Consider the following 14887-nt stretch of genomic DNA (forward strand, 5'->3'; position numbering starts at 1 on the left):
GGGCGGAAAGGCTTCCAGAATCGGTTGCCTGAGTTTGCGACTGGCCTTGTGGGCAGACGGTATAAATTCTTGGATTGCCGAGAGGTTGTTCCGGCGGCGTGTAGTTTTACTACAAATCATCGGGCATTTCAGCCTTTCGAATGTATAGACGAGTAGTAAAACTACAGATGAGCGGCTTGTGGCCTCCAGCTGCGTTGTGAGAATAATCGTTAAGGTTGGTCTTTTGCCAACCGTAAAAGGTGAAAGCTTGATGCTGTCTGCCAAAAATACAGAAATTTCAGCTATTTCTAACCTTTGTTCGACAGTCGATCAGGTAGTGTGTTTTCGCAAATCACTACATGCAGCCCTCTACACGCCGATCAAGGATAGACCATGAGCCTCCCTTCGCTTGCCGAACTGCCTGCCATCCTCCTGCCGTTTGTCTCCCGCGCCGAGCAGTCGCTCCGTACGGCCGCCGCGGAGCTGGACGACGACCGGGGGCTGTCCGGCTGGACGCCTGAACGCTGGGCCCAATTCGCGCGAGTCACCGCTGCCAGCGACTTCGTGATTGAACAGAGTGCGCGCGACCCTTCCATGCTGCTGGAGCTGGTGCAGTCCGGCGAACTGGACCGCGATTTTGCGCCCGGTGAATTGTGCGGGCAGATTGCGGCAGCGGTGAGCGCGGTCGAAACCGACGATGAACTCGGTCGCGTCCTGCGCCGCCAGCGCAATCGCCACCAGGTGCGGATCATCTGGCGCGACCTGACCCGTCAGGCCGATCTGGTCCAGACCTGCCGCGACCTCTCGGACATGGCCGATGCCAGCATCGATCAGGCCTATCAGTGGTTGTACTCGCGGCATTGCCAGCAATTCGGCGTGCCGACCGGCCGGCGCAGTGGCGAACCACAACAGATGGTCATTCTCGGCATGGGCAAGCTCGGCGCGGTGGAGCTCAACCTGTCGTCGGACATCGACCTGATCTTTGCCTACCCCGAAGGGGGAGAAACCGTCGGCGTGAAGCGATCGCTGGATAACCAGGAGTTTTTCATTCGGCTCGGCCAGCGTCTGATCAAGGCGCTGGACCCGATGACGGTCGATGGCTTCGTGTTCCGTGTCGACATGCGCCTGCGGCCCTACGGCTCGGCGGGCGCCTTGGTGCTGAGCTTCAACGCACTGGAGCAGTATTACCAGGACCAGGGCCGCGACTGGGAGCGCTATGCCATGATCAAGGCGCGGGTGGTGGCCGGCGATCAAGTGGCCGGCGCGCAGTTGCTCGACCTGTTGCGACCGTTCGTCTACCGGCGCTATCTGGACTTTTCGGCCATCGAAGCGCTGCGCACCATGAAGCAGCTGATCCAGCAGGAAGTCCGGCGCAAGGGCATGGCCGACAATATCAAGCTCGGCTCCGGCGGGATCCGCGAAGTCGAATTTATCGCCCAGGCCTTTCAGCTGATTCACGGTGGCCGCGACCTGAGCCTGCAGCAACGCCCTCTGTTGAACGTACTGAGCACGCTGCAAGACCAGGGTTACCTGCCGCCGGCGGTGATCAGCGAACTGCGCGAAGGCTACGAATTCCTGCGCTACACCGAACACGCCATCCAGGCGATTGCCGACCGCCAGACCCAGATGCTGCCGGACGGCGCTCAGGATCAGGCGCGCATTGCCTTTATGTTGGGTTTCGACGATTGGGCCGCTTTCCATGAGCAGCTCATGTATTGGCGCGGTCGGGTGGCGTGGCACTTCGGCCAGGTGATCGCCGACCCCGATGAAGAACAAGGCAGCGAAAGCGAAGTGGTGGTCGGCGGTGAATGGCTGCCGCTATGGGAAGAAGCCCAGAACGAAGAGGCGGCCTGCCGTCAATTGGAAGAGGGAGGTTTCACCAATGCCGCCAAGGCGCTGAAAGCCTTGGCCAGCCTGCGCGGCAGCCCGCAGTTGCGCGCCATGCAGCGCCTGGGGCGCGAGCGCCTGGATGCCTTCATCCCGCGACTGCTGGCGCAAGCCGTGGAGCACGCCAATCCCGACCTGGTGTTGGAACGGGTGCTGCCATTGGTTGAGGCCGTGGCCCGTCGTTCTGCATACCTGGTGTTGCTGACCGAGAACCCCGGCGCGCTGCGACGCTTGCTGACGCTGTGCGCCGCGAGCCCGTGGATCGCCGAACAAATCACGCGCTTCCCGCTGCTGCTCGATGAACTGCTCAACGAAGGCCGCCTGTTCAAGCCGCCCTTGGCTCCGGAACTGGCTGCCGAGTTGCGCGAGCGCCTGACACGGATTCCCGAGGACGACCTCGAACAGCAGATGGAAGCCCTGCGGCATTTCAAGCTGGCGCACCGCTTGCGGGTGGCGGCCTCGGAAATCGCCGGCAGCCTGCCGTTGATGAAAGTCAGCGATTACCTGACCTGGCTCGCCGAAGCGATTCTCGAACAGGTATTGGCCCTGGCCTGGCGCCAGACCGTGGCCAAGTACGGCACGCCATTGCGCACCGACGGCACGGTGTGCGATCCCGGCTTTATCATTGTCGGTTACGGGAAAGTCGGCGGGCTGGAATTGGGGCATGGTTCGGACCTGGACCTGGTGTTCATCCACGACGGCGATCCGCAGGCGGAAACCGACGGGCCCAAGCCTATCGATGGCGCCCAGTTCTTCACGCGGCTCGGGCAGCGGATCATTCATTTGCTGACGACCCAGACCAACTCCGGTCAGCTCTACGAAGTGGATATGCGTCTGCGTCCGTCCGGTGCTTCGGGATTGCTGGTGAGTTCCCTGGGGGCGTTTGCCCGTTATCAGGAAAACGAAGCCTGGACCTGGGAACACCAGGCATTGGTACGGGCGCGGGTACTGGTGGGCAGTGAGGATGTCGGCCGGGCGTTCGAGAAAGTCCGTGCCGCGGTGTTGGGCAAATCACGCGACCTGGCGACCTTGCGGCAGGAGGTCAGCGAAATGCGCGCCAAGATGCGCGATAACCTCGGCAGCAAGAGCACCGCGGCAGGCACCGGGGCAAATGCCTTCGAGGCCACGGCGCCATTCGATCTCAAGCAAGACGCCGGAGGTATCGTCGATATTGAATTTATGGTGCAATACGCGGCTCTGGCATGGTCGCAAACGCACCCGTCATTGCTGCGCTGGACCGATAACATCCGCATTCTGGAGGGGTTGGAGGAGGACGGGTTGATGCCCGCCGAAGACGCCAGCCTGTTGCGTGAGGCCTATAAAGCCTACCGCTCCGCCGCCCACCGGCAGGCCTTGCAGAAGGACCCCGGGGTGATTCCCGGTGACCAGTTCGCGGACGAACGACGGCAGGTACTGCGGATCTGGCGTGAGTTGGGATTGTAGGAGCGAGCTTGCTCGCGATGGTCGTTAACGATGACTCGGCTAACCTGATACCCCGCGGTGTGCTCAGGTTCATCGCGAGCAAGCTCGCTCCTACAGTAGATCTGCAGTGTTTTGTAGAGTTCTCGAGGCGGGGAGGCGTATGCCTCCCCGGTTCGTTTATGGAAACCACATGAAAATTCTGATCGTTGGGCCCAGTTGGGTCGGTGACATGGTGATGGCGCAGACACTTTTTCAGTGTCTCAAGCAACGACACCCGCACTGCGAAATCGACGTGCTGGCCCCCGAGTGGAGCCGGCCGATTCTCGAGCGCATGCCCGAAGTGCGCCAGGCCTTGAGCTTTCCGCTCGGCCACGGCGCCCTGGAGCTGGCGACCCGTCGACGCATCGGCAAATCCCTGGCCGGCCAGTACGACCAGGCGATCCTGTTGCCCAATTCCCTGAAGTCGGCGCTGGTGCCGTTCTTCGCCGGCATCCCGAAACGCACCGGCTGGCGTGGCGAGTTCCGTTATGGCCTGCTCAATGACGTGCGCACGCTGGACAAAGAGCGTTACCCGTTGATGATCGAGCGCTTCATGGCCCTGGCTTACGAGCCCGGCCTTGATCTGCCCAAGCCCTATCCACGGCCGAGCCTGCAAATCGATCCGGTCAGCCGGGAAGCGGCACTGGTCAAGTTCGGCCTGGCCCTCGACCGTCCGGTGTTGGCGCTGTGCCCCGGTGCCGAGTTCGGCGAATCCAAGCGCTGGCCTTCCGAGCACTACGCCAAGGTCGCCGAAGCGAAAATTCGTGAAGGCTGGCAGGTCTGGCTGTTCGGTTCGAAGAACGATCACGCCGTCGGTGAAGACATCCGGTCGCGGCTGATTCCAGGCTTGCGCGAAGAGTCGGTGAACCTCAGCGGCGACACGTCGCTGGCCGAAGCCATCGACCTGATGTCCTGCGCCGATTCGGTAGTCTCCAACGACTCCGGCCTGATGCATGTCGCTGCCGCGCTGAATCGCCCGTTGGTGGCGGTCTACGGCTCGACGTCGCCGGGCTTCACGCCACCATTGGCCGAACACGTCGAGATCGTGCGCCTGGGCATCGAATGCAGTCCGTGCTTCGATCGCACGTGCCGCTTCGGCCATTACAACTGCCTGCGCCAGCTGATGCCGCAAGCGGTGAACGAAGCCTTGCAGCGGTTGCAGGGCACTGTGGTCGAGGTCAAATAATTTGCGGGTTCTGTTGATCAAGACTTCATCGCTGGGCGACGTGATTCATGCGTTGCCAGCGCTGACCGACGCAGCGCGAGCGATCCCCGGCATCCAGTTCGACTGGGTGGTGGAAGAGGGTTTTGCCGAAATTCCGACCTGGCACCCGGCCGTGGGCAAGGTGATTCCAGTGGCGATCCGCCGCTGGCGCAAGAACCTCTGGCAGACCATCAAGAGTGGCGAGTGGAAGCGCTTCAAGCAAAGCGTGCGCGCCTCGCAATATGACTTGGTGATCGATGCCCAGGGCCTGCTGAAAAGCGCGTTGCTGACCCGGTACGTCAAAGCCCCGGTGGCCGGGCTGGACCAGCATTCGGCGCGCGAGCCGATCGCCGCACGTTTTTATTCCCGGCGTCTGTCCGTGGCCCGGGGGCAACACGCGGTGGAGCGGGTGCGTCAGTTATTCGCCGTGGCATTGGGTTATGACTTGCCCAACGGTCTGGGCGACTACGGCCTGAATATCGACCGTCTGGTGGAGCTGCCGCGCAAAAATCCTTACGTAGTGTTCCTGCACGGCACCACCTGGGACACCAAGCACTGGCCTGAAGCCTACTGGCGCGAGCTGGCCGAGCGGGTCGGCTACCTCGGCGTGGCGGTGAAACTGCCCTGGGGCAATGCGCTGGAGAAGGCCCGTGCCGAGCGCATCGCCAAAGACCTGAAACACGTCGAAGTGCTGCCCAGGCTGAACCTGGCCGGTGTCGGCAAGGTGCTGGCCGGTGCACAAGCCTGCGTCGCGGTGGACACCGGTCTCGGCCACCTCGCCGCGGCGCTGGATGTGCCGACGCTGTCGTTGTTCGGCCCGACCAACCCGGGTCTGACCGGCGCCTATGGCAAGTCGCAGATTCACCTGGCGAGCGATTTCCCTTGCGCGCCGTGCCTGCAAAAGAAATGCACCTATCAACCGACGGCGGAAGATCTGCGTCGGTTTGACCTGAAACGCGAGTGGCCCCTGTGCTTCACGCGTCTGAACCCCGAGCGTGTCGCGAGCCGATTGAGCACGTTGTTACTGGCTGAGGAGCTGCGCTGATGCAATTGGCATTTGTCTTGTACAAGTACTTTCCCTTTGGTGGCTTGCAGCGTGATTTCATGCGCATCGCCCTGGAATGCCAGCAGCGAGGCCATCAGATTCGCGTCTACACGCTGATCTGGGAAGGCGACATTCCACCGGGCTTCGAAGTGCTGGTGGCGCCGGTCAAGGCGTTGTTCAACCATCGGCGCAATGAAAAGCTCAGCGAGTGGATGCAAGCGGATCTGGCCAAGCGTCCGGTAGACCGTTTGATCGGTTTCAACAAGATGCCGGGCCTGGACGTCTACTACGCCGCCGACGGTTGCTTCGAAGACAAGGCGCAGAATCTGCGCAACTCGCTGTACCGTCGTTGGGGGCGCTACCGGCACTTCGCCGAGTACGAGCGCGCGGTGTTCGCCAAGGACGCCAAGACCGAAGTGCTGATGATTTCCGAAGTGCAGCAGCCGCTGTTCATCAAGCATTACGACACGCCGCTGGAACGTTTCCATCTGCTGCCGCCGGGTATCTCTCAAGATCGTCGCGCGCCAGCCAATGCCGTCGAAATCCGGGCCGACTTCCGTCGCGAATTCAACCTGAAGGACGATGAGCTGTTGCTGGTGCAGATAGGCTCCGGGTTCAAGACCAAGGGCGTGGATCGCAGCCTCAAGGCGCTGGCCGCCTTGCCCGCCGATCTGAAGAAACGCACCCGGCTGTTTGTAATTGGCCAGGACGACCCCAAGTTATTCCAGGTGCAGAGCGCCGCATTGGGGCTTGGCGACAACGTGACGTTCCTCAAGGGCCGCAGCGATATCCCGCGATTCCTGCTCGGTGCTGACCTGTTGATCCACCCGGCGTATAACGAAAATACCGGGACCGTGTTGCTCGAAGCCCTGGTGGCCGGGTTGCCGGTGCTGGTGAGTGCGGTGTGTGGTTATGCCCACTACATCGCCGAGGCCGACGCCGGTCTGGTGCTGGACGAACCTTTCGATCAGGAACAGCTGACCCGCTACCTGACCGGTATGTTGAACGATGCTCAAGCACGGGCGGCCTGGAGTCGCAACGGCCTGGCCTTCGCCGAGACGGCCGACCTCTATAGCATGCCGCAGCACGCGGCCGATGTGATTCTGGCGGAGCACGCGCAATGAAGTTGATGCTGGCTGAACCGTTCAAGAGCCTCTGGGCCGGACGCGACCCGTTCGCCGAAGTCGAGAAGCTCGAGGGCGAGGTGTACCGCGAGCTTGAAGCACGCCGGACCCTGCGTACCGTGGTCGATGGCAAAGGATTTTTCGTGAAGATCCACCGGGGCGTCGGTTGGGGCGAGATCGTCAAGAACCTGATCACCGTCAAGCTGCCGGTGCTCGGTGCCGGCCAGGAGTGGAAGGCCATTCAACGCCTGCATGAAGTCGGCGTGCCGACCATGACTGCCGTCGCTTATGGCGAGAAGGGCAGCAACCCGGCGGATCAGCACTCGTTCATCATTACCGAGGAACTGGCACCCACCGTCAGCCTCGAAGATTTCAGCATCGACTGGGTCAAGCAGCCGCCGTTGCCCAAGCTCAAGCGTGCGCTGATCGCTGAAGTCGCGCGCATGACCGGCATGATGCATCGCGCTGGCGTCAATCACCGCGACTGTTACATCTGCCACTTCCTGCTGCACACCGACAGACCGGTGACGGCTGAAGACTTGAAGCTCTCGCTGATCGACCTGCACCGTGCCCATACCCGTGCGACGATCACCCAGCGCTGGCGCAACAAAGACCTGGCGGCGCTGTATTTTTCGGCGCTGGATATCGGCCTGACGCGTCGCGACAAACTGCGTTTCCTCAAGGGTTATTTCCAGCAGCCCCTGCGCCAGATCCTCGGCGAACAGAATGGGTTGCTCGGCTGGCTGGAAGGCAAGGCCAACAAGCTCTATGCGCGTAAGCAGCGATACGGGGACGCGCTCTGATGTCGGGTTGGAAACTGGAACCTGCTTACAGCGATCTGGCAGAAGATTTCGGCAGCCTCGAGGCGGTGTTTGCGCTTGAGGGTGAGCGCTTGACCCACGACCTGTTATCCGAGGTCATTCGCGTCAAGCGCAATGGCGTCAACTATTACGTCAAACGCTATGTGGGTGCGGGGAAGGGGCTGCGTCGTTACCTGGGCAAACCCCGGGTCAAAGCCGAGTGGCAGAACCTCAAGCGCTTCGCCAAATGGGGCATCCCCACGGCCGAGGTGGTGGCCTGGGGCCTGGAGCGGCGCGGTGCGGCTTATGATCGCGGTGCGATGATCACCCGTGAACTGCCCAATACCGAAGATCTATCCGTCCTGGCCGAACGGCATGATCCGAAGCTGGCGGACCGCGCCTGGGTCGACACCGTCAGTCGACAGTTGGCCGCCTACACCCGGACCATGCATGATCATCGCTTCACTCATAACGATTTGAAGTGGCGCAACCTGTTGGTTGACGACCAGCCCCGGCTGTTTCTGATCGACTGCCCCAACGGCGATTTCTGGCGTGGCTTCTGGCTCAAGTACCGCATCACCAAGGATCTGGCCTGCCTGGACAAGGTGGCCAAGTACCAACTGTCGGCCACCCAGCGCCTGCGCTTTTACCTGCAATACCGCCAGCGGACCCGGCTCGATGCAGCCGACAAAAAACGAATCCGCCACGTGGTGAGATTTTTCGAGGGGCGCGAATGACTGATTTCCTCGCCGCTGAAGACCGGGCACTGCTCGTGCGGCACGGCCTCGACACCTTCGATGCACTCTGGGCCAAGCAACTGGACGCTGTGGATGAGCCCAACATCGCACGCGGTGGTTGGAGCAGCGTGTATCGGCTGGATCTGGAAGGCCATGGCTACTACCTCAAGCGCCAGAGCAACTATCAGATGCGCACCTTGCATGCCCCGTTTGGCGAGCCGAGTTTTGCCCGTGAATTTCGCAACATCAGCCGCTATGAGCGCTTCGGGATTCCTGCATTGAAGGCGGCGTTTTTCGGTGAGCGCAAAGTCGACGGCGAGGTTCGGGCGATTCTGTTGACCCGTGCCCTCGACGGCTGGGATGACCTGGATTCGTTGTTGCAGCGCTGGTCGGCGTTGAGCGAGGCGCAGCACTCGAAGATTCTGCAGGCCTGTGGGCAATTGGCCCGGCGCCTGCATGGGGCGCGTCAGGTGCACGGCTGCTTCTACCCCAAACATATTTTTCTCCAGGCCACCGGCGACGGTTACCAGGCCCAACTGATCGACCTGGAAAAGACCCGGCCGCTCCTGTTCGGTTCGCGTGACCGGGCCAAAGACCTGGAGCCGTTGCTGCGCCGGGCACCAGAATGGAACGAAGCGCAGTTGCGCGAGTTGCTGGCTGCCTATCTGGAGCAATCCCGGGACAGCACGCTGATCGACAGCTGGCTGGCGCGACTGAACGCGCGGCGCAGCCATAAGGAGACCCGCTGATGCGTTTGTCCGAGCTGAAAAAGGCTGGCCGCCGTCCTGGCCTGCCATTGAGCATTTCACTGGCCGATGCCGCTGGCCCGGCCGAGTTGCAGCTACTGAGCTTGTTGCGGGTCTTGCCCGGGCAGCGTTATGTCGGCGCCGGAGTCTGGCGCGGTCGGCCGGTGCTGGCCAAATTGTTGGTCGGTAGCAAGGCGGCACGGCATTTTCAGCGTGAACTGGATGGCGTGCGTTTGCTCGCCGCCCAGGGCCTGACCACGCCGCAGCTGTTGGCCGACGGCCTGAAAGAAGGCGAGGGCGGCTGGCTGCTGTTTGATTACCTTGAAGGCGCCGAGAGCCTGGGGGAGGCCTGGAAGCAGGTTGAGCAGTTGCCCCTGTTGGCGGATGAGCAATCGGCGGTCCTGGCCGATGCACTGGGCGCGATTGGTCAGCTGCACCGCAAAGGCCTGTGGCAGGAAGACCTGCATCTGGACAATCTGCTGCGCCAGAGCGGCCGGCTGTATTTGATCGATGGCGCGGGCATCCGAGTCGAGACGGCCGGCAAACCGCTGTCGCGCCAGAAAGTGTTGGAAAACCTCGGGGTGTTTTTTGCCCAGTTGCCCAAGTCGCTGGAGCCCTTCACCGAAGAGTTGCTGGTGTATTACCTGCTGAGCAACGGCGAGCATGCCTTGCCCATGGAGGCCTTGCAGCAACAGATCGACAAGGTTCGACGCTGGCGCCTCAAGGATTTTCTGATCAAGGTCGGTCGCGAATGCACGCTGTTCAGTGTTCAGCGCGGGGCGTTCGGTTTGCAGGCGATTCGCCGCGAGGAAGAGGCGGCGATGCTGCCGGTGCTGGAGCAGGCCGACGCATTGCTCGATCAGGGCCACCTGTACAAGACCGGCGGTGCGGCGAGCGTCGGCAAGGTCGAGGTGGGCGGTCGTACGCTGGTGATCAAGCGCTACAACATCAAAGGGTTCGCCCACTGGCTCAAACGCTTCTGGCGTCCGAGCCGTGCCTGGCACTCCTGGCGCGAAGGTAATCGGCTGGCGTTTCTCGATATCGCCACGCCCAAGCCCCTGGCGTTGCTGGAGAAGCGTTTTCTGTGGCTGCGCAGTCGGGCTTATCTGATCACCGAGCATCTGTCGGGACCGGACATCATCGAGCGCTTTGGGCCGTACGTCGAACGTGGTGACGCGCCCGAGGCTGAGCTGGTTGCGCTGGATCAGTTGTTTGCGCAGTTGATTCGCGAACGGATCAGCCATGGGGATTTAAAGGGTCACAACCTGTTCTGGCAGGAGGATCGCTGGTCGCTGATCGACCTGGATTCGATGTGTCAGCATGACTCTGTGGGCCGCTTCGCCCCGGCGTATGCGCGGGATCGGGCGCGGTTCATGCGTAACTGGCCAGAGGGCAGTGCGCTTTATCAAGTCATTGATCAGCGTCTGCCCAGGGAAATCTCCAGCGCTGCCTGAATCGGGGCTTCGACCCTTTCGCGGGCAAGCCCGCGATGGCGTCAGATCAGTCTCCCGATATCTAGAGGACAATTTTTTCTGAAAAGTCCTACATGATCTCCAGACCTCATGAACTATGCCCTGAATAGCGACGATGCTAGCTTGCCTGATGTATTTCGAGGGCAGGTAGTGGCTATGAAAAGGGCTGTTGTAATCGGAGCACTCTCACTGGTTTTATCCGGCTGCGGAACCGCCGTTACGGTACTGCAGGATGACGCCGAAACGGCAAAGGATCTGCGGCAGAGGCAGACCTACTGTCAATCCATTCCCCGTGCCTACAGCGGTCTGGCCTATGACTTCTGCATACTCAATTCGCCGCCCAGTCAGACGGCAGGTGGAGCGCAAGTAGGCTTTATTCCACTGATCTTTTTCGACCTCGTTGCCTCCGGGGTACTGGACACGGTCCTCCTGCCTTACACCCTTTATCGCCAGAGCGAGGACGGAAGCCTCTGGATCAGGTGAAGGCTCCGCACTGCAATGCCTTCTGCCGCGACAGACTGGTGTGAACAACCGCAGGGTCATTCCCGCCATGTTTACGCTATAATCCCGCCCTTTAGCTGCCACTCGCCCCTTGCGAGGGGCACATCAATTTTCGAGGCGCCCTGCGCCTGCATGCAGACTAAAGAGGCTAGACCCCTGTGGCATTGACGATTCTTGGCCTGTCCGGCGCCCTTAGCCATGATCCTTCCGCCGCCCTGTACATCGACGGCAAGCTGGTCGCGGCGGCTGAAGAAGAGCGCTTTGTTCGCGATAAACATGCAAAGAACCGCATGCCTTACGAATCGGCGAAATTCTGTCTCGAGCAGGCCGGCATCAAGCCGTCCGACGTTGACGTGGTAGCGATTCCATTCGCGCCGATCAGCCTGTTCGGCAAGGCCCGCTGGCAGTACGCCAAGCGTTACTGGTACGCCCCGGACCGCGCCCTTGACGCCATCCTGATGGGCAACCGTCGCTACAAGCGCTATCGCAACAAGATTGTCTGGTGCCTCGAGCAACTGGGCTTCGATCCGAAGAAGATCAAGATCGAGCCGGTCGAACACCACCTGGCCCACGCCTCCAGCGCTTACCACTGCTCCGGCTTCAAAGAGAAAACCGCGATTCTGGGGATCGACGGCAAGGGTGAGTACGCCACGACCTTCTTCGGTTACGGCGAAAACGGCAAGATCCACAAGATCAAGGAGTTCTTCGACCCGGACTCCCTCGGCGGCCTGTATGGCGCGATCACCGAGTTCCTCGGTTTCGAAATGCTCGACGGCGAGTTCAAGGTCATGGGCATGGCGCCGTACGGCGATGCCAGCAAATACGATTTTTCGCGGCTGGCCTCGTTCGAGAACGGCGAGCTGGTAGTCAACACCGAGTACGCCAACGTCATCGGCCTGCGTCGTTATAAAGAAAAGGGCAAGGGTTTCTATTTCTCGCCGAAGCTGATCGAGTGGCTGGGTCCCAAGCGCGAAGGCGACATCGCCGACGAGCCGTACATCCACTACGCTGCGAGCATGCAGGCGCTGTTCGAGAAGCTGGCGTTGCAGATGATCGACCATTACCTGGGCGATGTGCTCAAGGAAACCGGCAAGCTGGCCTACGCTGGCGGCTGTGCGTTGAACGTCAAACTCAACCAGAAAATCATCGCTCGCGATGACGTCAAGGAACTGTTCGTCCAGCCTGCGTCCGGCGATGCCGGCACCGCGGTGGGGGCGGCAGCTTACGTGTCCCACGCCCGTGGAGTACCGGTCGAGAAGATGGAACACGTTTACCTCGGCCCGTCCTACAGCAACGAAGACGTGATCGCCGCCTGCGCGCGTCACCCGAGCAAGCCTGAATGGCGCAAGCTCGAGAACATGCCGGAAAACATCGCCAAAATCATGGTCGATGGCAACCCGGTGGCCTGGTTCCAGGGGCGCATGGAGTTCGGTCCGCGGGCCTTGGGCGGTCGCTCGATCATCGGTTGCCCGAGCGCCGTTGGCGTGGCTGACCGGATCAACCACCAGATCAAGTTCCGCGAGCGCTGGAGGCCTTTCTGCCCGTCGATGCTCGACACCGTCGCCCCACAGATGATCAAGATCGATCACCCGGCGCCCTTCATGACCTTCACCTTTGAAGTGGCTGAAGAGTGGAAGACCCGCGTGCCCGAAGTCGTCCACGAAGACGGTACCTCCCGGGCCCAGGTACTCAAGCGCGAATACAACCCGCGCTACTACGACATGATGAAGGCGCTGGAAGTGCTGACCGGTAACGGCGTCTCGCTGAACACCTCGCTCAACCGTCGTGGCGAACCGATGATCTGCTCGCCGACCGATGCCCTGAACATGTTCTACGGTTCCGATCTACAGTATTTGATCATGGAAGATATCCTGGTGGTCAAAGAGGGCGCGAACGCATATGACACGCTCGGCTGAACGCCATGTGCTGCAGTTCTGTCACGGCTATGACGGGCCGTTCCTGGACTGCGCAAGGCAGTATGCCAGCCTGTTCGCGGGGACCGGTTATCGGGTGACCACGGTGTTTCTGACCGGGGTTGCCGATGCCGAAGTCGCCGCGGGTTGCGCTTCCGATGAAGTGCTGTTCATGGAATACAGCTCCAAGGCCATTCGCGGCCTGAAGCTGGGCGCCATCGGCGATCTGCGCAAGATCGCCGCCTCGCGCAATTTCAGTTTCTGTATTGCTCACCGATTCAAGCCGATTTATATCGCCTTGCTCGGCACGTCGTTGCCGGTGATTGGCGTGCATCATGCGTTTGACGATTACAAGCGCGGCACCCGCAAACTCTTCGCCAATTTTTTCCGCAAGCGCCTGAGCCTGCTTGGCGTTTCCGATGCGGTGCGTGACGACATGCGCAGTTGCCTGCCGAAATGGCCGGCCGCGCGGATACAAACGCTCTACAACCGGATCGATGTCCAGGCCTTGCAGGAGAGCCAGGTGTCGGTTCGCGAAGCTCGTGAAGTCCTCGGTCTGTCGATGGATGCCTGGATCGTCGGCAACGTCGGGCGACTGCACCCGGACAAGGACCAGGACACGCTGTTGCAAGGTTTTGCCACAGCGCTGCCGGGTTTGCCGGTCAACAGCCAACTGGTGATTCTCGGCGCGGGTCGACTGGAGCAGGATCTCAAGGCCCTGGCGCGTGAGCTGGGCATCGGCGACCGCGTGCTGTTCCTCGGCCAGGTGCCCGAGGCTCGGCGTTATTTCCGTGCCTTCGATGCATTTGCCCTGAGCTCCGATCACGAACCGTTCGGCATGGTGTTGCTGGAGGCCATGGCCGCCGGTGTGCCGCTGCTCGCCACGGCGTGTGGCGGCGCGAAGGAAGTGGTCGAAGGCGTAGGCATTCTGTTCCCGCTGGGCGATGCCGGGCGTTTGGCCCAAGGGCTGCAACATCTGGCCGCCATGGACGAGCAGCAACGTCACCAGTGTGCCGAGCTGATGCTCGACCGCTTGCAAGAACGCTTCTCCGACCGCGCGGTGCGTGACGCCTTCTGGCGTTTGCCGCCTGTTACCGAACTGGCACCGAGGGGCTGATGCTCAACCGATTTCAAGGCTGGCGCGAACGTGGCTGGACGGCAGTCGACGCCTCGACTTACGCCGAGGCCTGGCAACGTTATGGCGGCAGCGTCGCCACTCATCCCATGGTGGTCGAGCGGCTGGCGCAGTTGGCTGGCATCCCGGTGCGTTACCTGGCCTGGGAGCAGCACGGCGAAGTCAAAGCCGCGATCCCGACCTGGGGTCGCGACCTGGCCTTATCCAAAGAAGTGCTCAAGCGCCAAGGTAAAAAGGGCTTGTACGACCTCGGCAACGCCGAACTCATTCTGCCGGCCGCTGCCGATGCCCAGGCGCCGCTGCGTCATCGCGGGCGCTATCTGTCGGCGCTGAACGAAGGCCGCTTTACCGGCATCAGGTTGCAGGCCGAACAACTGGCCATGGCCCGCACTCCCGAAGAACTGTCGAAGAAGTTCCGCTACAACCAGCGCCGCGAATTGCGTCTGCTGGAAGAGGCGGGCGGAGTGGTGCGACCGGTCGCCGAGTTTTCCAGCAGCGAGCTGGCGGCCATCTATTGCGACCTGTTCCAGCGCCGTTGGGGGTTCCCGGCGACGGGCGCCGAACGCATGGCCGAGGTCATCGAGTTGCTGCGTGACCTGTTGATCGGCTCGGTGATTTTTCTCAACGATGCGCCGATAGCGATTCAGCTGGTCTACCGTGTGGTGACACCCCAGTGGGTCAGCGTCGAGTACATCAACGGCGGCGTCGATCCCGAAACCCGTGAGTTCAGTCCCGGCAGCGTCTTGAGTTTTCTCAACACCCAGAGCGCCTGGGAGCATGCCCGGGCGCTGGACAAACCCCTGCGCTTTTCTTTCGGGCGCGCCGACCGTGAATACAAGGATCGCTGGTGCAACCCTGTGCCGGTATTCACCGTATGAGCCAG

General features: G+C 61.5%; 12 protein-coding genes and 1 pseudogene. All 13 read left to right on the forward strand.

Features of this window, described 5'->3' with window-relative positions:
• Positions 1 to 372: 372 nt before the first annotated feature.
• The 13 genes and pseudogenes from glnE (at position 373) to ELQ88_RS04775 (ending at position 14882) form a co-directional block, all read left to right on the forward strand.
• Positions 373 to 3309, forward strand: a complete 2937-nt coding sequence (gene glnE, locus ELQ88_RS04720) for a bifunctional [glutamate--ammonia ligase]-adenylyl-L-tyrosine phosphorylase/[glutamate--ammonia-ligase] adenylyltransferase (RefSeq protein ID WP_138963919.1) — start codon at positions 373 to 375, stop codon at positions 3307 to 3309.
• Positions 3310 to 3326: 17 nt separating this feature from the next.
• Positions 3327 to 3407 (forward strand): annotated as a pseudogene (locus ELQ88_RS34525) (outer membrane lipoprotein carrier protein LolA); the annotation flags it as partial.
• Between the two features lie 71 nt (positions 3408 to 3478).
• A complete protein-coding gene (waaF, locus tag ELQ88_RS04725; RefSeq protein WP_138963921.1) occupies positions 3479 to 4513 on the forward strand; it encodes a lipopolysaccharide heptosyltransferase II in 1035 nt (344 codons plus the stop codon).
• Position 4514: 1 nt separating this feature from the next.
• Positions 4515 to 5576, forward strand: coding sequence for a lipopolysaccharide heptosyltransferase I (gene waaC, locus ELQ88_RS04730; RefSeq protein ID WP_138963923.1), 1062 nt, complete (start codon positions 4515 to 4517; stop codon positions 5574 to 5576).
• Positions 5576 to 6700: a glycosyltransferase family 4 protein gene (locus ELQ88_RS04735; protein ID WP_138963925.1), complete on the forward strand. Its 1125-nt coding sequence runs from the start codon at positions 5576 to 5578 to the stop codon at positions 6698 to 6700. Before waaC ends, ELQ88_RS04735 begins: the two co-directional genes overlap by 1 nt.
• Positions 6697 to 7503: a lipopolysaccharide core heptose(I) kinase RfaP gene (gene rfaP / locus ELQ88_RS04740; RefSeq protein ID WP_138963927.1), complete on the forward strand. Its 807-nt coding sequence runs from the start codon at positions 6697 to 6699 to the stop codon at positions 7501 to 7503. Before ELQ88_RS04735 ends, rfaP begins: the two co-directional genes overlap by 4 nt.
• Positions 7503 to 8237 carry a lipopolysaccharide kinase InaA family protein gene (locus ELQ88_RS04745; protein ID WP_138963929.1) on the forward strand — a complete coding sequence of 245 codons (735 nt, stop codon included), beginning with the start codon at positions 7503 to 7505 and terminating at the stop codon, positions 8235 to 8237. Before rfaP ends, ELQ88_RS04745 begins: the two co-directional genes overlap by 1 nt.
• The gene (locus ELQ88_RS04750; protein ID WP_138963931.1) at positions 8234 to 8986 is read left to right on the forward strand and encodes a lipopolysaccharide kinase InaA family protein; all 753 of its coding nucleotides are present in this window, start codon (positions 8234 to 8236) and stop codon (positions 8984 to 8986) included. The genes ELQ88_RS04745 and ELQ88_RS04750 overlap by 4 nt, the downstream gene beginning before the upstream one ends.
• Positions 8986 to 10437 carry a lipopolysaccharide kinase InaA family protein gene (locus ELQ88_RS04755; RefSeq protein WP_138963933.1) on the forward strand — a complete coding sequence of 484 codons (1452 nt, stop codon included), beginning with the start codon at positions 8986 to 8988 and terminating at the stop codon, positions 10435 to 10437. Before ELQ88_RS04750 ends, ELQ88_RS04755 begins: the two co-directional genes overlap by 1 nt.
• Positions 10438 to 10605: 168 nt before the next feature.
• Positions 10606 to 10938 carry a YceK/YidQ family lipoprotein gene (locus ELQ88_RS04760; RefSeq protein ID WP_128872937.1) on the forward strand — a complete coding sequence of 111 codons (333 nt, stop codon included), beginning with the start codon at positions 10606 to 10608 and terminating at the stop codon, positions 10936 to 10938.
• A gap of 176 nt (positions 10939 to 11114) precedes the next feature.
• A complete protein-coding gene (locus ELQ88_RS04765) occupies positions 11115 to 12872 on the forward strand; it encodes a carbamoyltransferase (protein WP_128872879.1) in 1758 nt (585 codons plus the stop codon).
• Entirely contained in the window at positions 12856 to 13986 is a 1131-nt protein-coding gene (locus ELQ88_RS04770) for a glycosyltransferase (protein WP_128872878.1), read from the forward strand. The genes ELQ88_RS04765 and ELQ88_RS04770 overlap by 17 nt, the downstream gene beginning before the upstream one ends.
• A complete protein-coding gene (locus tag ELQ88_RS04775) occupies positions 13986 to 14882 on the forward strand; it encodes an antimicrobial resistance protein Mig-14 (RefSeq protein WP_138963935.1) in 897 nt (298 codons plus the stop codon). Before ELQ88_RS04770 ends, ELQ88_RS04775 begins: the two co-directional genes overlap by 1 nt.
• Positions 14883 to 14887 lie beyond the last annotated feature (5 nt).

This window comes from Pseudomonas sp. MPC6, assembly GCF_006094435.1.
In the GTDB taxonomy this organism is placed as follows: domain Bacteria; phylum Pseudomonadota; class Gammaproteobacteria; order Pseudomonadales; family Pseudomonadaceae; genus Aquipseudomonas.